This window comes from Mycolicibacterium bacteremicum (genome assembly GCF_002086115.1).
In the GTDB taxonomy this organism is placed as follows: domain Bacteria; phylum Actinomycetota; class Actinomycetes; order Mycobacteriales; family Mycobacteriaceae; genus Mycobacterium; species Mycobacterium bacteremicum.
Genome location: NZ_MVHJ01000013.1, coordinates 36,563 through 57,162, shown reverse-complemented (window position 1 = coordinate 57,162; position 20,600 = coordinate 36,563). Strand labels below are relative to the sequence as shown.

Annotated in this window: 25 protein-coding genes; 9 read left to right on the top strand and 16 right to left on the bottom strand. The window is 69.7% G+C overall.

The window, feature by feature from the left end; all coding sequences use genetic code 11:
- Position 1: 1 nt before the first annotated feature.
- The gene (locus BST17_RS16800) at positions 2 to 682 is read left to right on the top strand and encodes a TetR/AcrR family transcriptional regulator (RefSeq protein ID WP_083059979.1); all 681 of its coding nucleotides are present in this window, start codon (positions 2 to 4) and stop codon (positions 680 to 682) included.
- Positions 679 to 1,308 (top strand): class I SAM-dependent methyltransferase, encoded by a 630-nt coding sequence (locus BST17_RS16795; RefSeq protein ID WP_083059977.1) that lies wholly within the window; start codon positions 679 to 681, stop codon positions 1,306 to 1,308. The genes BST17_RS16800 and BST17_RS16795 overlap by 4 nt, the downstream gene beginning before the upstream one ends.
- A gap of 54 nt (positions 1,309 to 1,362) precedes the next feature.
- Here the strand turns inward: BST17_RS16795 and BST17_RS16790 are convergent, their stop codons facing one another.
- Positions 1,363 to 2,073 carry an NAD-dependent deacylase gene (locus BST17_RS16790; protein ID WP_083059975.1) on the bottom strand — a complete coding sequence of 237 codons (711 nt, stop codon included), beginning with the start codon at positions 2,071 to 2,073 and terminating at the stop codon, positions 1,363 to 1,365.
- Between the two features lie 36 nt (positions 2,074 to 2,109).
- Between BST17_RS16790 and BST17_RS16785 the strand changes: the two genes are divergently transcribed.
- Positions 2,110 to 2,475, top strand: a complete 366-nt coding sequence (locus BST17_RS16785; RefSeq protein ID WP_083059974.1) for an Rv1152 family transcriptional regulator — start codon at positions 2,110 to 2,112, stop codon at positions 2,473 to 2,475.
- Here BST17_RS16785 and BST17_RS16780 read toward each other — a convergent pair.
- On the bottom strand, positions 2,451 to 3,662 hold the full coding sequence (locus BST17_RS16780; protein ID WP_083059972.1) for a PucR family transcriptional regulator: 1,212 nt from the start codon (positions 3,660 to 3,662) through the stop codon (positions 2,451 to 2,453). The two genes, BST17_RS16785 and BST17_RS16780, sit on opposite strands and share 25 nt — an antisense overlap.
- A gap of 100 nt (positions 3,663 to 3,762) precedes the next feature.
- On the opposite strand from BST17_RS16780, the gene BST17_RS16775 reads away from it, so the two are divergent.
- Positions 3,763 to 5,277 (top strand): flavin-containing monooxygenase, encoded by a 1,515-nt coding sequence (locus tag BST17_RS16775; protein ID WP_083059971.1) that lies wholly within the window; start codon positions 3,763 to 3,765, stop codon positions 5,275 to 5,277.
- Here BST17_RS16775 and BST17_RS16770 read toward each other — a convergent pair.
- Positions 5,195 to 6,028, bottom strand: a complete 834-nt coding sequence (locus tag BST17_RS16770) for a class I SAM-dependent methyltransferase (protein ID WP_083059969.1) — start codon at positions 6,026 to 6,028, stop codon at positions 5,195 to 5,197. The two genes, BST17_RS16775 and BST17_RS16770, sit on opposite strands and share 83 nt — an antisense overlap.
- A complete protein-coding gene (locus BST17_RS16765) occupies positions 6,025 to 6,867 on the bottom strand; it encodes a class I SAM-dependent methyltransferase (RefSeq protein WP_083059967.1) in 843 nt (280 codons plus the stop codon). The genes BST17_RS16770 and BST17_RS16765 overlap by 4 nt, the downstream gene beginning before the upstream one ends.
- Positions 6,868 to 6,898: 31 nt before the next feature.
- Between BST17_RS16765 and BST17_RS16760 the strand changes: the two genes are divergently transcribed.
- A complete protein-coding gene (locus BST17_RS16760) occupies positions 6,899 to 7,342 on the top strand; it encodes a PPOX class F420-dependent oxidoreductase (RefSeq protein ID WP_083059966.1) in 444 nt (147 codons plus the stop codon).
- Between the two features lie 18 nt (positions 7,343 to 7,360).
- Positions 7,361 to 7,531 (top strand): DUF5302 domain-containing protein, encoded by a 171-nt coding sequence (locus BST17_RS28785; RefSeq protein WP_109750175.1) that lies wholly within the window; start codon positions 7,361 to 7,363, stop codon positions 7,529 to 7,531.
- A gap of 13 nt (positions 7,532 to 7,544) precedes the next feature.
- On the opposite strand, the gene BST17_RS16755 is transcribed toward BST17_RS28785, so the two are convergent.
- From BST17_RS16755 to BST17_RS16720, 8 genes are all read right to left on the bottom strand, one after another.
- A complete protein-coding gene (locus BST17_RS16755) occupies positions 7,545 to 8,741 on the bottom strand; it encodes an MFS transporter (protein ID WP_083060108.1) in 1,197 nt (398 codons plus the stop codon).
- 42 nt (positions 8,742 to 8,783) lie between these two features.
- Positions 8,784 to 10,415, bottom strand: coding sequence for a monocarboxylic acid transporter (locus BST17_RS16750; RefSeq protein ID WP_083059964.1), 1,632 nt, complete (start codon positions 10,413 to 10,415; stop codon positions 8,784 to 8,786).
- Positions 10,412 to 10,702, bottom strand: coding sequence for a DUF485 domain-containing protein (locus BST17_RS16745; protein ID WP_276071023.1), 291 nt, complete (start codon positions 10,700 to 10,702; stop codon positions 10,412 to 10,414). Before BST17_RS16745 ends, BST17_RS16750 begins: the two co-directional genes overlap by 4 nt.
- A gap of 281 nt (positions 10,703 to 10,983) precedes the next feature.
- Entirely contained in the window at positions 10,984 to 12,714 is a 1,731-nt protein-coding gene (locus tag BST17_RS16740; RefSeq protein ID WP_083059961.1) for a sodium/solute symporter, read from the bottom strand.
- Positions 12,711 to 13,070 (bottom strand): hypothetical protein, encoded by a 360-nt coding sequence (locus tag BST17_RS16735; protein ID WP_083059959.1) that lies wholly within the window; start codon positions 13,068 to 13,070, stop codon positions 12,711 to 12,713. Before BST17_RS16735 ends, BST17_RS16740 begins: the two co-directional genes overlap by 4 nt.
- The gene (locus tag BST17_RS16730) at positions 13,063 to 13,848 is read right to left on the bottom strand and encodes a LytR/AlgR family response regulator transcription factor (RefSeq protein ID WP_083059958.1); all 786 of its coding nucleotides are present in this window, start codon (positions 13,846 to 13,848) and stop codon (positions 13,063 to 13,065) included. The genes BST17_RS16735 and BST17_RS16730 overlap by 8 nt, the downstream gene beginning before the upstream one ends.
- On the bottom strand, positions 13,845 to 15,059 hold the full coding sequence (locus tag BST17_RS16725) for a sensor histidine kinase (protein ID WP_083059956.1): 1,215 nt from the start codon (positions 15,057 to 15,059) through the stop codon (positions 13,845 to 13,847). The genes BST17_RS16730 and BST17_RS16725 overlap by 4 nt, the downstream gene beginning before the upstream one ends.
- A 27-nt stretch (positions 15,060 to 15,086) precedes the next feature.
- A complete protein-coding gene (locus BST17_RS16720) occupies positions 15,087 to 15,392 on the bottom strand; it encodes a DUF732 domain-containing protein (protein ID WP_083059955.1) in 306 nt (101 codons plus the stop codon).
- 93 nt (positions 15,393 to 15,485) lie between these two features.
- Here BST17_RS16720 and BST17_RS16715 point away from each other — a divergent pair, with 93 nt between their 5' ends.
- Complete coding sequence (locus BST17_RS16715; protein ID WP_083060107.1) at positions 15,486 to 16,067, top strand: HhH-GPD-type base excision DNA repair protein; 582 nt, start codon at positions 15,486 to 15,488, stop codon at positions 16,065 to 16,067.
- Between the two features lie 286 nt (positions 16,068 to 16,353).
- On the opposite strand, the gene BST17_RS16710 is transcribed toward BST17_RS16715, so the two are convergent.
- Positions 16,354 to 17,016, bottom strand: a complete 663-nt coding sequence (locus BST17_RS16710; RefSeq protein WP_083060106.1) for a nitroreductase family protein — start codon at positions 17,014 to 17,016, stop codon at positions 16,354 to 16,356.
- Positions 17,017 to 17,051: 35 nt separating this feature from the next.
- Here BST17_RS16710 and BST17_RS16705 point away from each other — a divergent pair, with 35 nt between their 5' ends.
- Positions 17,052 to 17,201: a DUF1059 domain-containing protein gene (locus BST17_RS16705; protein WP_083059953.1), complete on the top strand. Its 150-nt coding sequence runs from the start codon at positions 17,052 to 17,054 to the stop codon at positions 17,199 to 17,201.
- A 78-nt stretch (positions 17,202 to 17,279) separates the two neighbouring features.
- Here BST17_RS16705 and BST17_RS16700 read toward each other — a convergent pair whose 3' ends face one another.
- Both BST17_RS16700 and BST17_RS16695 read right to left on the bottom strand, forming a co-directional pair.
- Positions 17,280 to 18,281 (bottom strand): Rv1157c family protein, encoded by a 1,002-nt coding sequence (locus BST17_RS16700; protein WP_109750174.1) that lies wholly within the window; start codon positions 18,279 to 18,281, stop codon positions 17,280 to 17,282.
- A gap of 41 nt (positions 18,282 to 18,322) precedes the next feature.
- Positions 18,323 to 18,826, bottom strand: a complete 504-nt coding sequence (locus BST17_RS16695; protein ID WP_234807706.1) for a hypothetical protein — start codon at positions 18,824 to 18,826, stop codon at positions 18,323 to 18,325.
- 279 nt (positions 18,827 to 19,105) lie between these two features.
- Between BST17_RS16695 and BST17_RS16690 the strand changes: the two genes are divergently transcribed.
- The gene (locus BST17_RS16690) at positions 19,106 to 20,344 is read left to right on the top strand and encodes a mannosyltransferase (protein ID WP_109750184.1); all 1,239 of its coding nucleotides are present in this window, start codon (positions 19,106 to 19,108) and stop codon (positions 20,342 to 20,344) included.
- Here BST17_RS16690 and BST17_RS16685 read toward each other — a convergent pair.
- A complete protein-coding gene (locus tag BST17_RS16685) occupies positions 20,289 to 20,573 on the bottom strand; it encodes a 4a-hydroxytetrahydrobiopterin dehydratase (RefSeq protein WP_083059949.1) in 285 nt (94 codons plus the stop codon). The two genes, BST17_RS16690 and BST17_RS16685, sit on opposite strands and share 56 nt — an antisense overlap.
- Positions 20,574 to 20,600 lie beyond the last annotated feature (27 nt).

The window sequence follows — 20,600 nt, the reverse complement described above, 5'->3', positions numbered from 1 at the left end:
CGTGTCCGCCCCCCGACTGAGACGACGCCGCGCCGCCCGCGGGTCCGGTGATCAGCTGCGCGAGGAGATCCTGGACGCCACCACCGAACTGCTGCTGGAGACCGGGCATGCCAAGGCGGTGTCCATCCGTGCCGTCGCCCAGCGCGTCGGGGTGACCTCGCCGTCGATCTACCTGCACTTCGCCGACAAGGACGCCCTGCTCGACGCCGTCTGCGCGCGGTACTTCGAGAAGCTCGACGAGGAGATGCAGCGCGTCGCGGCGGGCAAGACCTCCACCATCGAGGTGCTGCGCGCCCAGGGGCTGGCCTACGTGCGGTTCGCCTGCCGGACCCCCGAGCTGTACCGGATCGCGACCATGGCCGAGGGCAGCCCGGGCAGCGATGTCGATGTCACGCTGGCCAGCTCGGCATTCGTACACATGCGCACCTCGGTGGAGGCGCTGATGGCCGAAGGGGTGTACCCGCAGGGGGATTCGACGACCGCGGCGCTGGAGTTGTGGACGGCGGTACACGGTGTCGCCGCGCTGCTGATCGCCAAGCCGTACCTGCCGTGGGGTGATGTCGAGGAGTTCGCCGACCGGGTGCTCAGCGCGGTCTGTTGCGGGCGCATCGTCTATGGCATCGTGGGCGCCGACGCCACTCCCGAAGAAACCATCGCGAAGCTGGAGACGCTGAGGTCATGACCGATCTGGTCGACAATCCGTTCTTCGCCCGGCTCTGGACGGTGCTCAGTGGGCACGAGCCCGAATCGTTGCGGCGGTTGCGCGCCGAGAACCTGGCCGGCCTGACCGGTCGGGTGCTGGAGGTCGGCGCGGGCACCGGTACCAACTTCGCGCACTATCCGGGCGGCGTCACCGAGGTCGTCGCCCTGGAACCGGAGCGCCGGCTGGCCGAAGTGGCTCGCGCGGCCGCGGCGACGGCGCCGGTACCGGTGGTGGTCAGCACCGCCGCCATCGAGGAGTTCGACGCCGGTGCCGAGTTCGACGCGGTGGTGTGCTCGCTGGTGCTCTGCTCGGTGGATCAACCGGACGGCGTGCTGCGGCAACTACATTCATCACTGAAGCCGGGCGGCGAACTGCGCTACCTGGAACACGTGGCCGGCACCGGTGGCCGGGCCGCGCTGCAGCGGGTCGCCGATGCCACGCTCTGGCCACGGCTGCTCGGCAACTGCCACACCCACCGCCACACCGAGACCGCGATTGCCGGCGCCGGCTTCACCGTCGCCGAATCCCGGCGCGAACAGACCTTCCCGGCGTGGGTGCCGGCCCCGGTCTCGGAGATCGCGATCGGACGGGCCGTGCGCTCCTAGCGGGCGGTGCCGGTCACCGGCGGCACCGCATGCCGGGACGTGACACCCGAGAGCTCAGATGAGTTCGGGCAACCGCTGGAGCAGGGTGGGCAACGCCGTCGCCGACGTCTCCCGCACCACCGCGGTGCACGCCGCCGACAGCGGGGTGGGCTGCGGATTGACCTCGATGACCGGTATCCCGTTGGCGACCGCGGCCTCGGGCAGCCCGGCGGCCGGGTAGACCACCGAGGATGTGCCCACCACGATCACCACATCGGCCTTGGCGACCGCCTCCACCGAGCTGTCCCAGGCGTCGTCGGGCAGGCCCTCGCCGAACCACACCACGTTCGGACGGATCAGCCCGCCGCACGAACAGCGCGGCGGTTCGACGACCTCGACCGGTTCGGGCATCGCGGGCAGCTCGCCGACGAACGGTGAACCGCAACGGTCGCAACGGAATTCGAAGAGGCTGCCGTGCAGGTGGTGCACCCGGGTGCTGCCCGCCCGCTCGTGCAGGTTGTCCACGTTCTGGGTGACGACGTGGACCTCGGCGTAGTCCTCCCAGGCCGCCACCGCCAGGTGCCCGGCATTCGGGTCGACGGCACCCATCATGTAGTGCCGCCACAGATACCAGGCCCAGACCCGTTCGGGATGGCGCTGCCAGCCGTCGCTGCTGGAGATCTCGTAGGGATCGACGTGCGCCCACAAACCGGTCTCGACGTCGCGAAACGTCGGCACTCCGCTCTCGGCGGACATGCCCGCTCCACTCAGCAACGTCACTCGCACCTCACCAAACTAGCGCGTGTGCGGAATACTGAACCGGTGGGAGGTCTGCGGGACTGGGTGCACCTGGAGGCTGACGCTGCCGCGCCGTTGTTCGACCAGCTGCGCACCCAGATCATCGCCGGTGTACGCGACGGCAGGCTGGCCGCAGGTACGCGGTTGCCGACGGTGCGTGATCTGGCCGGCCAGCTCGGCCTGGCCGTCAACACCGTGGCCCGCGCCTACCGTGAGCTGGAATCGGCCGGGGTGCTCGAAACCCGGGGACGCTTCGGTACTTTCGTCGCCGCCGTCGATCCGGCCGACAATGCCATGGCCGCAGCCGCGCATGCCTTCGCCGAGGTGGCACGTGCGCAGGGCCTGGGCAAGGACGAGGCGCTGCGTTATCTGGACGTGGCCTTCGACTGACCGGTCCAGCGCAGCACGTCGAGGGCGACGGCCACATCGATGCTGCTGTCGGCCAGCGGTGCGGGCAGCAGTTCCTCGGCCCGGGCCAGTCGGCGCAGCAACGTGTTGCGGTGGCTGAACAACAGCCCGGCCGCACGCGCCGCATTGCACTGCGCGGCGATGAAAACCCGGACCGCATCCTGCAATTCGGTGGACGCCCCGGCGAAATCGCCGAGCACCCGGTCCACGTACTCGGCCGCGCGGTCCGGATCGGCGGTGATCAGCGCGACCAGCTCGACATCGGTGAACCGGGCAACCTGCTGGCGGGAACGCAGCCGCGCCACCATCTGCTGAGTGGTGATCGCCTCGAAGTGGCTGCGCCGGAAACCGTCGACACCGTCTCCGGTGGTACCCAGCGCCACCCGCACCGCGCCCACCGCGTCGGGAAGCGCGCCGGCGTCGACCGGCCCCGGCACCCACACCCACCGGGTCGCGCTGCTGGGCAGCACGCTCAGCGGCCGCCCGCCGGCCGCCCGCCCGATTGCCTCGGCGGCGCGGTCCAGCCCGGTCAGATCACCATCGGGACCGTCCAACCAGAGCACCGCGGCGGTGTGGCTGCCGGTCAGCGCGTAGCCGAGCCTGCTCTCGGCGCGGGCGCGGGGGATGGGCGCCCCGTCCAGCAGCAACGCGACGGTCTCCCGGCGCTCGGCGTGGGTGCCGTGAGTGAGGTCATCGCGCTCCATCTCGATCAGCGCCGCGATACCGGCCAGCGTGGCGTCGACGAATGCACTGATCGACCGGGAACAGGTCTGCAGCAGCTCGCGGAGCTCGGCCGCGTCGGAGGTGAGCTCGAAGGCGATGTCCATCAGTCGCCGCCAGGCCACCCCCTCGCCGACCCGGTAGGCCTCCAGCGGTGACCCGCTGACCCCGCGGCGCACCAGTTCACGGGCGATGCTCACCGGCTCGGGGCCGGTGTTCGGCGGCACCGGGGCGCCGGGGTCGCGGATGTTGGCGGTCGCCCAGAAGAACAGGTTGGCCCGGTTGCTGCGGCTCACCGCGGCGGCCAGCTCCGGGTCCGCGGCGATCGCGGGGCTGGCCTCCAGCACGGCGGCGTCCAGTTCGTCGAGCCATTCGGGGCGGGCGTTGACGACGATCTGGGCGCATTGCCGGATGAGGTCCCGGACCCGCGGTGACGGTGTCACACTCATGGCCGCAGCCTAAAGGTCAGGTGCACATCGCACCGACATTCGACGGATCTGGGTTGATCTGCCCTATCGCTGGGGCGGCCCGGCTCGTCACCATCGATGCATGGAATCTGTGGACGTGTTGATCATCGGCGCGGGTATCTCCGGCATCGGCGCCGCCTACTACCTGCAGCGCGAGCACCCCGGCCGCGACTACGCCATCCTGGAGGCCCGCGAGGCCACCGGCGGCACCTGGGATCTGTTCCGCTATCCCGGGATTCGATCCGACTCCGATCTGCACACGTTCGGCTACGAGTTCAAACCCTGGCGCGACGAGCACGCCATCGCCACCGCCGACAAGATCCTGTCCTACCTGCGGGAGACGGTCGAGGAGAACGGTATCGGGCAGCGGATCCGGTTCCGGCACAAGGTGCTCGGCGCCGACTGGGACAGTGCGCGGGCATGCTGGACCGTCGACGTCGAACACGATGGTGAGCTGATCCAGATCGGCGCGCGCTGGCTGTTCTGCGCCGGCGGCTACTACCGCTACGACCAGGGATTCACCCCCGAGTTCACCGGTCGCGACCGGTTCGGTGGGCAGATCATCCACCCGCAGCACTGGCCAGCAGAGCTGGATTACACCGGCAAGAAGGTGGTGGTCATCGGCAGCGGCGCGACGGCGGTGACGCTCGTCCCGTCCATGGCCGCGACCGCCGCGCACGTTACGATGCTGCAGCGGTCGCCGACCTACGTCATGCCGGTGCCGTCGCGGGACTCCTTCGCCAACACCGCCCGCCGCTGGCTCGGCGATGACCGCGGCTACGCGCTGGCCCGGCGCAAGAACATCGTCAAGGGGCGCGCGGTGTACACGTTCTGCCAGAGGTACCCGACGCTGGCGCGGCGCCTGATCCGCCGGATCAACGCGAGCAAGTTGCCGGCCGGATATCCGGTCGACGAGCACTTCAACCCGGCCTACAACCCCTGGGACCAGCGGCTGTGCGCGGTGCCCGACGGTGATCTGTTCGCCGCCATCAGCAGTGGCAGTGCCGCGGTGGTCACCGACCGGATCGACACCTTCACCGAGACCGGGATCCGACTGGAGTCCGGACGCGAGTTGGATGCCGACATCATCGTCACCGCCACCGGACTGAACATCCAACTCTTCGGCGGGATGACGCTCACGGTGGACGGCGCACCGGTCGACCTGGCCCAGACCGTGGCCTACAAGGGCATCATGCTCTCCGGGGTGCCCAACTTCGCCTTCTCGTTCGGCTACACCAACTCGTCGTGGACGCTGAAGGTCGGGCTGCTGTGCGAGCACTTCTGCCGGCTGCTGGCGCACATGGACGACCACGGCTACGACCAGGTGCGGCCCGAGCCGGCCGACCCCGGCATGCCGACCCGTCCGCTGCTGGACTTCGGCGCCGGCTACGTGCAGCGCGTGATCGACCAGCTGCCCCGCCAGGGCGTCGACGGACCGTGGTTGATGACGATGAACTACACCATCGACGCCGAGGTGCTGCGCAACGGCCCGGTCACCGACGCATGCCTGCGGTTCAGCCGAACTCCAACCTGGTCAGCACCGGACGCACCGGATCCAGCAGCGGAAGCCGGTGTGCAGCCCACAGCAGCGCGTTGAGTACGGTGCCGCGCCCGGTCGGCATCGGCACATCGTGCACGGCACGCACGCCGGGCACCGTGTCGGCCAGCGCGGCGGCCTCGGAAACCGTCAGGCTGAACGGCATCGGTGGCACCGTGTAGCGCAGCGACGGGCGCAGCAGGCCTTTGCGGGCGATGGCGGCGAACCAGTAGGGCGGCAGGTCGAACATCAGCGCTGCGCCGGGAAAACGCTTGGCGCACTCGGTGATCAGGCCCAGTGCCTCGGTGGGCTGCAGGTACATCAGCAGTCCCTCGGCGGTGATGAACACGCCGTTGGAGCTGTCGACGGCGTCCATCCAGCTGTAGTCCAGCGCGGACTGGGCGCTGACCGAGACCCGCTCCGAGGGTGGCAGCAGTTTGTCGCGCAGCGCCACGATGGGTGGGAGATCGACCGTGTGCCAGCGGAACTCGTGGCCCACCGCGCCGGCGTCGAGGCGGTAGAAGCTGGTCTGCAGACCCTCGGCCAGCGCGACGACGGTGGCCTTCGGGTGATCGCGCAGGTACCGCTTGGTCTCCCTGTCGAACGCCAACGACCGCAACGCCATGTCCTGGCGGCCGACGGAACCGAACTTCGCGAAGTCGAAATCGATGGCCTCGACCAGCTCGACGGCAACCGGGTCGTCGATGATGCGGTCGGCGCGGGCGGCCTCGGTGGCACGCACCTTCAATGTCAGCAGTGCGGTCTCGGACACCCCGGTCAGGGTGCTGGCATCGGCTCTCGGGGTGCTCACCTCTCCGAGGGTACGGAAGCGCCGAACTCCAGCAGCGTGATGCTGGGCCGGTTGCGCCGCAGGGCGCCGACCGCATCGAACGCGGACAGGTTGGCCAGCCGCCACAGCCCGCGCCCGGTGGGGTAGTGCACATCACGCGCCGAGCGCACGCCGTGGATGGTGCCGGCCAGTGCCAGCGCCTCGTCGGCGGACAGCGCGAACGGCATGGCCGGGGTCAGGTAGCGGTCCGACAGTCGCAGGCCGGTCAGGGTCTTGCGGCTGAACCAGTGTGGGATCGAGTCGAACATGAACTGCCCGCCGGGAAAGCGGGCCGCGCAGTCGGCGATCAGGCCCAGCGCGTCCTCCGGTTCGAGGTACATCAGCAGTCCCTCGGCGGTGATGAAGGTTCCCTCGGTCGGGTCGATGCGGTCCATCCAACTGCGATCCAGTGCCGACTGGGCCAACTCGGTGATCCGGTCGTCACGCGGCAGCAACTGGCGGCGTAACTCCATCACCGGCTCCAGATCGATGGAATACCAGCTCAACTCGTCGGCTACCCCGCTCCGGGCCAACCGCCAGAAGCTGGTCTGCAAACCCTCGGCCAGCGCCACCACCGAAGCCCGGGGGTGCGCTCTGAGGTAGTCGGTGGCCGCGGTGTCGAAGGCGACGGCGCGCAACGCATGCGACTGGTTGGGTTTGCCGAACTTGCGATAGTCGTAGTCGATCGAGTCGAACAGGCTGACCGCCCAGGGGTCGCGGATCACCCCGTCGGAGCGCTTGGCCTCGGTGCCGCGGTTGTGCAGGGTCCACAACGTCGTCGCGGACACTCCTTCCAGACTGGTTCCATCGATCCGACTCATGTGGACGATCGTAGAGTCGTACGCTCGACGTATGGGCCGCCTCGTATTCGATGACAAGCTGCTCGCACTGATCAGCGGGAACTCGCTGGGTGTGCTGGCGACGATCAAGCGCGACGGTCGGCCGCAGCTGTCGAACGTGTCGTACTGGTTCGATGCGCGCAACACCGCATTGCAGGTGTCGGTCACCGAGCCGCGGGCCAAGACCCGGAATCTGCGCCGCGACCCCCGCGCGTCGGTGCATGTGTCCGCCGACGACGGCTGGTCCTACGCGGTCGCCGAGGGGGACGCGGTGCTGACCCCGCCCGCGGCCAACCCGCACGACGACACCGTCGAGGGCCTGATTGCGTTGTACCGCAACATCGCCGGGGAGCATCCGGACTGGGATGACTACCGCCGCGCGATGGTCGACGACCGCCGGGTGCTGCTGACCCTGCCGATCGCCCATCTGTACGGGATGCCGCCCGGTATCCGGTGACCGGGCTAGGCTGACCCCATGGCCGACGAGACTCCCGAGGACGACACCAAGCGCAAGTTCCGCGAGGCGCTGGAGCGGAAGAAGGCCCAGGCGAGCGGTGGCGCATCGCATACCGACGGCGGCCGCAAGCAGTCGAAGGCGCACGGCGCGGTGGAGAACCGCCGCGAGTTCCGCCGCAAGAGCGGCTAGCGGCGCGGCCGGGTCAGGCCGGAGTGGACGAGCTGTCCCGGGCGGCGCGGCGTTTCTGCACGACGATCGAGACCAGGCAGATGAGCGCCAGTACCCCGATGGCCGCGGCGAAGGTCTCACCCGCGGGGCGCAGTCCCCAGGCCTGTGCGGCCAGTCCGACGCCGACCACCGGTAGCGCGATGGCCACGTAGCCCACCACGAAGTAGGTCGAGCTGACCTCGCCGCGACGGCGGTCGGGGACCTGTTCGACGACGGCGGCCAGGCCGCGGCTGAAGCTGATGCCCTGTCCGATACCGGCCACGACCGCTGCGGCGACGATGCCCGGCAGCGATGAAAGCGACAGTGCGACAGCCAGGATCACCATGCCGGCGACGAGGATGGCGCAACCCAGCGCCACGGCCCGGGTGGCCGGGATGCGGCGCCCGACGAGTTGGGCCACAGCCGAGGACAGGAAGATCGAACCCGACACGGCCCCGCCCACGGCATGGTTGTCCACGCCGATGACCTCGGCCAGGAAGGCCGGCGCGACCGCCGCGAACAGCCCGGTCACGGCGAACCCGGCGAAGGCGGCGGTCGCCGCGGTGACGAAGACGGCGCGCACCTCGGCGGGTATCGCCAGGCGTTGCAGGCCGATCCGGCCGGTCCCACCCGAGGTCTCGGGCGCCAGCAGCACCGCGGGGACGGCCAGCGCCAGCAGCGCGATGTGCACCAGGAAGGACAGCAGCAGCGGATGCGGCGCGTACTGCACCAGCAGACCGGCCAGCACCGGGCCGCTGCCCAGACCGCCGATGTTGACCATCGTCGCCACGGTGGCCGCGCGGTCGCGCCGTTCGGCGGGCACCGACTCCACGACGGCGGCGGTCGCGGTGCCGGTGAACAGGCCGGCCGACAACCCGGACAGCAGCCGGCCCACCAGCAGCAGCGCGAGGTTGTCGGCGAACAGGAACACCACCGAACTGGCCAGGGCGAAGCCCAGCCCGGCCAGCAGCACCGGACGCCGACCCAGCACATCCGACCAGCTTCCCGCGACCAGTAGCGCGGCGAGCACCCCCAATGCGTAGACCGCGAACACCACGGTCGTGGTGAACACGGCGAAGTGCATCTGCTCGCCGTAGAGCGCATACATCGGCGTCGGCACGGTGGTGCCGAGCATCGTCACGGCGAAGGCATAGGCGAGGGCGACGAACGCGAACCGGCGGCGGGTGTTCACGAGTGTGAACAACGCCGCCGCCGGTCCGGTAGTTCCGGGTCGCTAGTGCGCGACCGCCTTCTCGGCGCCCACCCCGGTCAGCGAGCGCACCTCCATCTCGGCGTTGATGGCCGGGTCGCCGGTGTCCTTGGAGGTCAGCGTGCCGATGATGCCGAGCGCGAAGGCCAGCGGGATCGACACGATGCCCGGATTGGCCAGCGGGAACCAGGCGAAGTCCGCACCGGGGATCATCGACGTCTTGGCACCCGACACGGCGGGGGAGAACACGATCAGTATCAGCGTGGAGATCAGCCCGCCGTACATGCTCCACAGCGCGCCGCGGGTGTTGAACCGCTTCCAGTACAGCGAGTACACGATGGTCGGCAGGTTGGCTGCCGCGGCGATCGCGAAGGCCAGCGCCACCAGGAACGCGACGTTCTGTCCGTTGGCCAGGATGCCCAGGCCGATGGCCAGGATGCCCAGCACCACCGCGGTGATACGGGAGACCTTCACCTGCTCGTCCTCGGTCACCTTGTGGGACTTCAGCACCGAGGCGTAGATGTCGTGGGCGAACGAGGCCGACGCGGTGATGGTCAGACCGGCGACCACCGCGAGGATGGTGGCGAAGGCGACCGCGGAAATGATGCCGAGCAGCACCACGCCGCCGAGTTCCAGAGCCAGCAGCGGGGCCGCGGAGTTCACCCCGCCCGCGGCGCCGAGAATGCGGTCCGGCCCGACCAGGGCCGCCGCGCCGTAGCCGAGCACCAGGGTGAACAGGTAGAAGGCGCCGATGAGCGCGATGGCCCAGACCACGCTGCGCCGGGCTTCCTTGGCGGTGGGCACGGTGTAGAAGCGCATCAGCACGTGCGGCAGGCCCGCGGTGCCCAACACCAGCGCCAGCGCCAGCGAGATGAAGTTGATCTGGCTGGTCAGCGATCCGCCGTACTGCGCACCGGGCGCGAGCACGTCGCGGCTGGCCACCCCCTCGGTGGTGGCCCCGGAGATCGCGGTCTGCGCGGAGCCCAGGATCTCGGAGAAGTTCAGCCCGAACTTGGCCAGCACCATCACGGTCATGAACCCGGCGCCGGCGATCAGCAGTACGGCCTTGATGATCTGCACCCAGGTGGTGCCCTTCATGCCGCCGACCAGGACGTAGACGATCATCAACAGACCGACGACGGCGATCACGACGGCCTGTCCGCTCTTGCTGTTGATGTTCATCAGCAGCGCGACCAGGCCACCGGCGCCGGCCATCTGGGCCAGTAGATAGAACAGCGACACCGTCAGCGTCGAGGTGGCCGCGGCCACCCGGACCGGGCGCTGCTTGAGCCGGAAGCTCAGTACGTCGGCCATGGTGAATTTGCCGGTGTTGCGCAGCAATTCGGCCACCAGCAGCAGGGCCACCAGCCAGGCGACCAGGAAGCCGATCGAGTACAGGAAGCCGTCGTAGCCGTATACGGCGATGGCGCCGGCGATGCCCAGGAAGCTGGCCGCCGACAGGTAGTCGCCGGCGATGGCGACGCCGTTCTGCGGACCGGAGAAGCCGCGGCCGCCGGTGAAGAACTCGGCGGCGGTGGCGTTCTTCTTGCTGGCCCGGATCACCACGACCATCGTCACCACGACGAAGAGGCCGAAGATGGCCATGTTGGCGACGGGGTTGCCGACCGCCTCGGTTGCAGCCAGGTAGGTGTTCACAGCGCGGGTCCTTCCAGCTCTTCGCGGATCGCGGCGGCGCGCGGGTCGAGTTCGCGGTTGGCGAACCGGACGTAGAGGCCGGTGATGACGAAGGTCGTCAGGAACTGGCCGAGGCCGATGATCAGTCCGACGTTGACGTCGCCGAACACCTTGGTGGCCATGAAGTCGTGGGCGAACGCGCCCAGCAGCACGTACAGCCCGTACCAGACGAGGAAGAACGCCGTCATCGGGAAGACGAACCGGCGCAACCTGCTTCGCAGTTCCTGGAACTCGGGGCTCGCCTGCATGGCGATGAACTCTTGGCCGGTGGGGGCCGGCCTGCTTTCCGTGGTGGACACCGCGGGTGCTCCTGACTGGTCGATTGTGTTCCGGATCGTGGACAGAGCGTATTGAGACTCAGGTCACAATCGAAGTGTTACCCGAGGTCAACCCGCTGAAACGAGGGTCGCCTGCGGTGAACGGTCCGTCGGCGACGACAAGCGGTTGCCGGTGTCGCACCGGCCGAGCAGACGCGGGCACCCCTGTTTCGGTCACCTGTCAGGGGTGTGGCTGTCTGCTCACGCCGGCGTCAGTCCTCGGGCAACCGTTCCAGGCCCATACCGAGGCGTTCGGGCACGTGCATGCGGGCGAAGATCTGCGCGACGCCGGGGGTGGGCCGGGTGAACCGGCTGACCGCGATCATCGTCGCGAACGCCACCGGCACGCTGACCGCGGCGGGATATCCGACCATCACCGCCGGCCATCCGCCGAGCACGCTCTCGTCGACCCCGCCGGTGATGGCCACCAGCACGGCGCCGCCGCACACCATCCCGCCGACCACCAGTCCGCAGGCCGCGCCGGTGGCGGTCAGCCCGCGCCACCAGATGCCGAGCACCAGCAGCGGGCACAACGTGGAGGCGGCCACCGCGAAGGCCAGACCCACGGTGCGGGAGAGTTCGAGGTCGGAGACCAACAGCGACAATGGGATCGGGATCAGACCGCCGATCACCGCGGCCACCCGGAAGTCGCGCACCCGGCCGCGCAACACGTCGGTGGCCAGCGCGCCGGCGATGCTGACCAGCAGGCCCGAGGAGGTGGCCAGGAAGGCGGCGATGGCGCCGGCGGCGACCAGCGCGGCGAGCAGTTGGCCGAAGACTCCGCCGATCGCGGCGCCGGGTGCCAACAGCACTGCGGCATCGGCGGTTCCGGTGATCAGCAGCTGCGGCACGTAGAGCCGGGAGAAGACCCCGAGCAGGATGGGGAACAGGTAGAACAGCGACAGCAGGGCGATCACCGCGAGCGCGGTGCGCCGCGCCGCGCGTCCGTCGGGATTGGTGTAGAAGCGGACCAGCAGATGCGGCAGTCCCATGGTGCCCAGGAACGTCGCGATGATGATGGACAGCACCTGATACAACGGATGCCCGCCGCCGAGCCCGGTGCCCGAGGCTATCCACTCGCTGCCGGTGCCCGGGGTCCCGGCCACCACCGGCGTGGCCGCACCGGCGGCCAGTGTGAGGCTGGTGTCGGCGCCCAGCGTGTGCTCGCCCGGGGTGCCGAAACCGCTGTCGCGCACCGCGTTACCGTCCAGCACACCGGTGACGGTGATACCGGCCGGGTCGACGACGCGGACCACCACATCGGTCTCGATCTGCACCGTCGTCATGTGCTCGACGCTGGGCGGTAGCGGGCCGCCCAGATCGCCGCGGTCCTGCAGGAACAACCCCAGCAGCGCCAGGGCGGGAATGGCGACCGCGGTGAGCTTGAGCCAATACTGGAAGGCCTGCACGAAGGTGATCGACCGCATGCCGCCACCCACCACGTTGGTGATGACGATGGCACCGACCAGCACCGGCCCGGTCCAAACGGGCATGCCGAGAAGGGTTTTCAGCGCCAGTCCGGCGCCCTGGTATTGCGGGGCCAGGTAGAACAGGCAGACCATGACCACCACGAGCATGGCGACCTTACGCAACCGGGCCGAGCCGAGCCGGAATTCGGCGAAGTCGGGCACGGTGTAGGCGCCGGAGCGGCGTAGCGGGGCGGCGACGAACAGCAACAGTCCCAGATAGCCCGCGGTGAAGCCGACCGGATACCACAACGCGTCAGCGCCGTATTTGGCGATCAGACCGGCGACGCCGAGAAACGATGCCGCGGAGAGGTATTCACCGGATATGGCGGCGGCGTTCCAGCGCGGCCCGACGCTGCGTGAGGCGACCAGGAAGTCCGACGTGGTGCGCGACAGCCGCACACCCCAGCTGCCGATCAGCACCGTGGCGATGGCGGCGGCCAGCAGCGCGGCTGCGGTCAGCGGTGAACCGGTCACGGTTCGCTGTCGACGACGCGGACGAAATCGCGCTCGGCCTGCTCGGCCAGCCGGACGTACAGCCTGCCCACGGCGTACAGCAGCGGGAAGGCCAGCACCGCCAGCAGCAACCAGTTCAGCCGCATCCCGAGCACCGTCAGATCGGGCATCGTCGCGGTGAGCACCAGGATGCCGGCGACCGCGGTGACCACGACCAGCGTCAGCCGCAGCGCCAACCCGAGTTGGGCCCGCACCAGGCCGCGCACCAGGGTGTCGCCGACCTCGGTCTGCTCCTGCACCTCCACGCGGGTGCGCACCATCCGGGCACCGCGGCGGTGCGCAAGGATGACCCGCTGCCGCGGTGGCCGCTCATTCATCGGCGCCCGCCGGCTTCAGGTTGCGCATCGGGTCGCGGACCAGCCGGTCGCGCAGTTCGCGGGCCTGGCGACGGCTCACCGGTAGTTCGACGGCGGGGGAGGCGCCGTTGGCGCGCAACCGCACCAGCACCGCGCCGTCGGCGGTGCGCAGCCCGGTGACCAGTCGCAGCGACACCAGATAGGAGCGGTGGATGCGTTGGAAGCCGTGATCGCGCCAGCGGGTCTCCAACGTGCTCAACGGGATCCGCACCAGGTGTGCGCCGGTGGCCGAGTGCAGCCGGGCATAGTCGCCCTCGGCCTCCACCCAGCCGATGCTCTCCCGCGGCACCAGGTGGGTGATACCGCCCAATTCGGCGGGGATGACATCGGAATCGGTGGTATCGGGTTCCTCGGCGGGCGGCTCGCTGGTGCGGGCGCTCGCCACCCGGCGTACCGCTTCGTCGAGCCGGTTCTGCCGGATCGGCTTGAGCAGGTAGTCCAGCGCGCCGACATCGAAGGCCGCGACGGCCCGGTCCTCGTGGGCGGTCACGAACACCACGGCGGGCCGGTGCGCGAAGTTGGTGAGCACGCCGGCCAGTTCGATCCCGGACAGCCCCGGCATGTTGATGTCGAGGAACACCGCGTCGATGGTGTGCCGGTTGAGTTCGCGCAGCGCCGAGGTCGCGTCGCCGGCGGTGTGCACCGTGGCGATGTCGGGATGTTCGCCGAGCAGGTAGGCCAGTTCGTCGAGGGCGGGCGCCTCGTCGTCGACGGCGAGCACGGTCAGGCCGGCGCTCACGCGAACCCGCCTCCGTCGGCCCGCACGCCGGACCGGAATTTCGGTACCCGCATGATGACCTTGGTCCCCGCTCCGATAGCCGTTTCGACCACCAGACCGTAATCGTTGCCGAACGCTGCGCGCAGCCGATGGTCGACATTGGTCAGCCCGACGTGCGCGGACTGATCGTGTCCGGCGGCCGGGGTCCGCTCGGCCAGCGCGTCACCGTGCCCGGCCCGCAGGGTGTCGGGATCCATTCCGGCGCCGTCGTCTTCGACGGTGATGACGCAGTCCGAGCCGGCGTCGTCGGCGACGATCTCCACCGACCCGCCGCCCTGTCCGGCCAGGCCGTGGCGCACCGCGTTCTCCACCAACGGTTGCAGTGCCAGGAACGGCACCACCACGTTGAGCACCTCGGGGGCGACCTGCAGGCGCACCGTCAGGGCCGCACCGAAGCGGGCTCGCTCCAGTGTCAGGTAGCGATCGATGTTGCGCAGTTCCTCGGCCAGGGTGGTGTACTGCCCGGCGGCCCGGAACGAGTAGCGGGTGAAATCGGCGAACTCCAGGATCAATTCGCGCGCGCGGGCGGGATCGGTGCGCACGAACGAGGCGATGGTGTTGAGTGCGTTGTAGATGAAGTGCGGGCTGATCTGGGCGCGCAGGGCCAGCACCTCGGCCTTGGCGAGGCGGGCGCGCGAGGCGTCGAGTTCGGCGAGTTCGACCTGACTGGCGGCGTAGCGCGCGACCTCGCCGACGGCGCCGAGCATGCCGGGGCCCGGCGTGCCGGTGGTGACGACCACCAGTACGCCCAGGACGTCACCGGTCTCGGCCAGCAGCGGCTGCGCGACGACGGTGAAGGTGCGCACGCTGTCGAGCACCCGGCGTTCACCGGCGATGGAGGCCGCCGCGGCCGTCGTGCAGGTGGAGATGACCGCGGGCTGCCAGATGAACTTGTCGGCGGGATCGCGGGAGAGCAGCTGACCGTCACCGTCGAACAGGGCGACACCGTCGGTGCCGGTGAGGTCGCGCAGGAAGGGTGCGGCGGTGGCGGCGGATCCGGTGTCCAGGCCCTGGCGCAGGGCGCGCGCCGCCAGCGAGGCGGTGTGCAGGGCCGCGTGCACGGCACGCTCGGTCGGGGTGGCCACGACGCGGCGGGTGCGCACCACGAGGACGGCCGCCAGCACCGCCAAGAGCAGTGCCGCCGCCAGGGTGACCGCGAACTGACCGGACATGGTGCGGCCAACCCTATGCCGATGCGGCTACTGGACCGGGCAGGCGTACTTCCTGGCCACGTCGAACACGCGCTCCTGCGCGCCCGGCCCGATGGCGCCCTGCGCGGCCAGCTCCAGCCCGATGTAACCGGGCAGGCCCCCGACGCAGGCCTGGTGCATCGCGCGCCAGGCGGTGTCGGGATTGAGGTTGTAGCCGTTGCGCTGCAGGCCGGCCAGATACTCGTCGAACTCCGGGGTGCCCTGGTCGGGGATGGCGAGCGCGGCGCCGGCGAAGGCAATCGAGGCGGCGACGGCCGCGGTGGCCGTCAGCAGCGGTGTGATCACTCGTCTCATGGCCGTCTCCCTCTGCGTTGTGCGCTGGTCAGGGGATCACGGTCGCATACCGCACCGGCACCGTGTCGGGATTCGCGGTTCTAGACTGTGCGGGTGCCCACCCTGCAGCTGGTCCAAGATCCCGATGCTGACGCCCTGCTCGAGGCCAACCCGTTCGCGTTGCTGCTCGGGATGATGCTCGATCAGCAGATCCCGATGGAGGTCGCGTTCGCCGGACCGAAGAAGATCGCCGACCGCATCGGTTCGGTGGACGCACGGGTGATCGCGGAGTACGACCCCGACGAGTTCACCGCGCTGTGCTCGGAAACCCCGGCGATCCACCGGTTCCCGGGCTCGATGTCCAAGCGGGTGCAGGCGCTTGCCCAGGCGATCGTCGACGACTACGACGGTGATGTCAGCGCGTTGTGGACCGGGGGAGACCCGGACGGCAAAGAGGTGCTGCGCCGGTTGAAGCGGCTGCCCGGTTTCGGTGATCAGAAGGCGCGGATCTTCCTGGCGCTGTTGGGCAAGCAGTACGGGGTGACGCCGAAGGGCTGGCGGGCCGCCGCGGGTGACTACGGCAAGGCCGGCACGCACATGTCGGTAGCCGATGTCGTCGACCCCGGCTCGTTGCAAGAGGTTCGGGCGTACAAGAAGAAGATGAAGGCCGCCGCGAAGGCTGCGAAGCAGGCCTGAGCCGTCGACCCCGAAGGCTGCGAAGCAGGCCTGAGCCGTCGACCCCGAAGGCTGCGAAGCAGGCCTGAGCCGTCGACCCCGAAGGCTGCGAAATCTCCCAGCTGACTCTGCGCTGACGGCGCGAAAGTGCGAGTGGCGCGCGCACTCACCGCAGAGTCAATGCGTGTCGGGAACCGACGGTGCATACAGATCGAACTTTCGGCTGATTTCCCGGTCTGAGTGCACCGTCGCGAAGAGTTTCGTTGACTCTGCGCTCAGGGCGGGAAAGTGCGAGTGGCGCGCGCCCTCACCGCAGAGTGAACGCGGGCCCGTCGAAGCGCTCCTGCGTGACGAACTCGGCCACCGGTTTACGGGTCAACCTGCGGACCTGGGTGACCGGTTTGCCCAGCGGCAGCACCGCGGCGAGCGCGTACTCGTCGGGGATCGCGAGCAGTTCCTTGACGCGGGGTTCCTCGGCGACGGCCATCGTCGTCAGCACACCGCCGAAGCCCTCGTTGCGGGCGGCCAACAGGATGTTCCACACCAGCGGGTACACCGAGGCGCCCGCCACCACCCCGATGCGATCGAGGTCCTGGTCGAAGGCCGCGACCACGCCGAGGTCCACGCAGACCACCAGCAGCACCTCGGCGTCGAACAGGTGGGTGGCCCTCGGTACCTGCACCGCAGCGAGGTCCTCGTCGGATACGCCCATGGGATGCAGGGGGTTCCATGGGCTTTCGCCATTGCGCTTCTGGGCGATGTAGCGGCGCGCGCCGGTCACGCTCAGATCGGCCAGTGCCGCCTTGGTGGCGTCGTCGCGGACCACGATGATGTGCGTGCCCTGCCGGTTGCCGCCGCTGGGCGCGAACCGGGCGTTGTCCAGGATGCGGGTCAGCGTCGCATCGGACAGCGGTTCACCGGTGAACTGGCGGACCGCGCCGGTCGTGCGCATGACGTCATAGGTATCCATGCTCACCATCCTGGCGCGTATGCGATTGTGGACATATGGCCAAGACACATCTGAACTGCCCGTGCGGGGAAGCCATCCAGGGCACCGACGAGGACGACCTCGTCACCAAGGCGCAGGCACACCTCTCGGAAGCGCATCCCGGACGTGAGTACGACCGGGAGATGATCCTGTTCATGGCGTACTGACGCCGACGGTGCGCTCAGATCGCGATCCAGCCCGGACGGTCGATCTGAGCGCACGCTCGCGCTGACGCGCTCCCGGCGTCAGGGCACCACCGTCGAACCGATGGTGGGCATGAACTGGCACTGCTTCTCGGTGGTGGTGACCTGACCGAAGATGGTCGACATGATGCTGCCCGAGCCGGTGTCGGCGATCGCGGTCAGCGTGGTCGGTCCCTGGGGGTTGATATCGGCCTGCGGCTTGAGCGTCGCGGTGCCGGACTTGCCGGTCGTCAGGTTCACCCAAGTGACGTTGAGCGGCAACTTCTGCTCGGCGGCCGGGCCTGGCGTGCCCATCGCGGTGAAGATGTAGGCGGTCTGGCCGGGTCCCGGGCCGGGCGCGGGTATCTTGGCGGGCCCGGCGACCGAGATTGCGGCGGCCAGGACGTTACCGCCGTCCTTGAGGCAGCCGTTGCTGATCGACGGGTACATGAAGTCCTGCGTGGTGGGTGCATCCGGACCGAAGTCGGGCATCGCACCGGGCGCCGGGGCGGGCACCGGGCCGGGAGCGAGCGCGGTAGCGGCCAGCGGATCGGCCGGCGGCGGGACGGGTGCCGGCGGGAAGGCCTCGGGGGCGGGGACGACGGGTGCGTCGACCGCGGCCTGGGGCGCCGCCGGCAACGCATCGGGTGCCGGGGCGTCGACCGCGGCACCGGGTACCGGGCCGACCGAGTAGGCGGGGTTGACGCCCGCGGGCAGGTGGGCCTGGCCGCCCGCGCCGGCCGCAGGCGTGTGGGCCTGCGGCGCGGACACGAACTCGTTGACCGCGGTGGCCAGATTCTGCGAATCAGCCGGAGCCGCCGCGTTTCCTGCGAACGCGGCGGCGGCCGCCATGAGCATCGACGCTGCGTCGCCGGGATTGGCGGCAGCCTGCTGGATGGCGGGTCCGAGAGTCTCCATCGCCGGCAGCCCCGGCGCCTGCAGGCCGTTGATCGGCAGCGGCATGGGCGCGGCCGGGTCGGCGTGGGCAGGAATCACCGAGCCCCCGCCCAGCACCACCAGCGCGGCGGCCGTGGTGCTGGTCAGTGTGGTCCGGATCGATGGCATGACTCCCCCTGGTTGGGTGGTTGCGGACGGTGGGCGCAGGGTCAGGGCAGACCCGACAGCGGCACGAACATCGGCACGATCGACTGCGCGGCATCCGACGGGTTCGGCAGCGCGGGTGCGCCCGGCGTGGCCGCTGCGGCGGGCGCGGCGGCCGGCGTCGCGGCCCCGGCCGATGGCAGCAGACCCGCCAGCGGGGTGCCGGCCGGCATCAGCCCGGCCAGTCCGGGCACCAGGTTCTGGACACCGGCCATCGCGGCGGCGGGTGCGGCCGCCGCGGCGGGACCCGTGGCGGCCGGCAGCGCGGCGGCGGCCGGGGTGGCCAGCGGTGCGCCGGCCGGGGTGATCGGATCCACCGGCAGCGTGCTGGCCTGACCACCACCGGTCAGCACCGACGCGACACCCTGGATGATCTGCGGGGCGACGGTCTGGATGCTGGCCAGTTGCGGGGCGAACGGCACATTGGGCGCGCCGGGCAGGGCCGGCGGGTTGGGCGCCGGCGGCGCGGGCTCGGCCGCGGCGGCGGGGCTCAGTGTCAGAGCGGCCACGGCCGCGCCTGCACCGGCAATCATGCTGGTGGCAAAGAGTTTTCTGATAGATGACACGGTTCTCCCCGTTTCGTTGGCGGCACGTCTGAAACCGAAGGTAGCGAGTTACTGGTGTTACTCAAGTGACAGGAGTGTGGTTTATTCAACCGTTACGGAGGCGTGCGCCGACGGTGATCGGAACCGCGTTCCGGCGATCGGTGACTGGTCGGCGCGACGGTGCACGGCCTCGCCGATGACGGCGCCCACGCCCACCGGTGGGAGCGCGGCGCTGTCGTGCGGGTGCCGGTCGATAGAGTCGAGCCGGTAGACACCCACCGCGAGACCTCCCGCACGGCGCAGCTGTACCGCTGGGCGCCGCTGCTGCTGTTGATCAGTGTGGCCGCCCGGCTCGCCTGGACCTATCTGGTGCCCAACGGTGCCAACTTCGTCGACCTGCACGTCTATGTCGGCGGTGCGGACACCTTGGAGACCCCCGGCGCGCTGTATGACTACGTCTACGCCGAGCAGACCCCGGACTTCCCGCTGCCGTTCACCTATCCGCCGTTCGCGGCGGTGGTCTTCTATCCGTTGAGCCTGCTGCCCTTCGATCTGGTGGCGTTGATCTGGCAGCTCGGGATCTTCGCCGCGCTCTACGGCGTGGTGCGGATCAGCCTGAACCTGCTCGGCTGCACCGACACCCGCCCGGCCATGGCCTGGACCGCCGTCGGTATCTGGACCGAACCGCTGCGCAGCACGTTCGACTACGGCCAGATCAACGTGCTGCTGGTGCTGGCGGTGCTGTGGGCGGTGCAGAGCAGCAGGTGGTGGCTGTCGGGTCTGCTGGTCGGCCTGGCCGCCGGCGTCAAGCTCACCCCGGCCGTGGCGGGTCTGTACTTCGTGGGTGTGCGTCGGTGGGGTGTCGCGGTGTTCTCCGCGGTGGTCTTCTTCGCGACCATCGGGGTCTCGGCACTCGTCGTCGGCGAGCAGGCCCGCTACTACTTCACCGACCTGCTCGGCGATGCGCGGCGGGTCGGGCCGATCGGGACGTCGTTCAACCAGTCCTGGCGCGGTGCCATCTCACGCATCCTCGGCCACGACGCCGGCTATGGGCCGATCGTGCTGATCGCGTTGGTGCTGACGGCGGTGCTCGCGGTGCTGGCGTGGCGTGCCATCGGCACCGCCGATCGCCTCGGCGGCATCGTCACGGTGCAGTTGTTCGGCCTGCTGCTCTCGCCCATCTCGTGGACGCACCACTGGGTGTGGCTGATCCCGCTGATGATCTGGCTATTGCACGGTCCGTTGCGCGCGCACCTGGGCGCCCGGGTGCTGGGCTGGGGCTGGCTGGCGCTGACGCTCATCGGGGTGCCGTGGTTGCTGAGCTTCGCCCAGCCCACCATCTGGGACATCGGCCGGCCGTGGCATCTGGCGTGGGCGGGCCTGGTCTACCCGGTGGCCACGCTGGCCACCCTGGGATGGATCGTGATCAGTCGGCGAGCAGCTGATCGATCGCCTTCGCCATCTCCACATCCTTGTCGGTGATACCGCCCTCGGAGTGCGTGACAAGAGCGAAAGTAACCGTGCGCCAACGAATGTCGATATCGGGGTGATGATCCTTCGCTTCGGCCAACTCGGCGATCCGGCTGACGGCGCCGATGCCGTCGAGGAATGCCGGGAAGTCCACCGAGCGGCGCAGCGCGCCCTCGGACCGCTGCCAGCCGTCCAGTCCGGGCAGTGCGGCGTCGACTTGGTCGTTCGATAACACAGCCATGAAGTCGACGGTATACCGTCGAGCGCG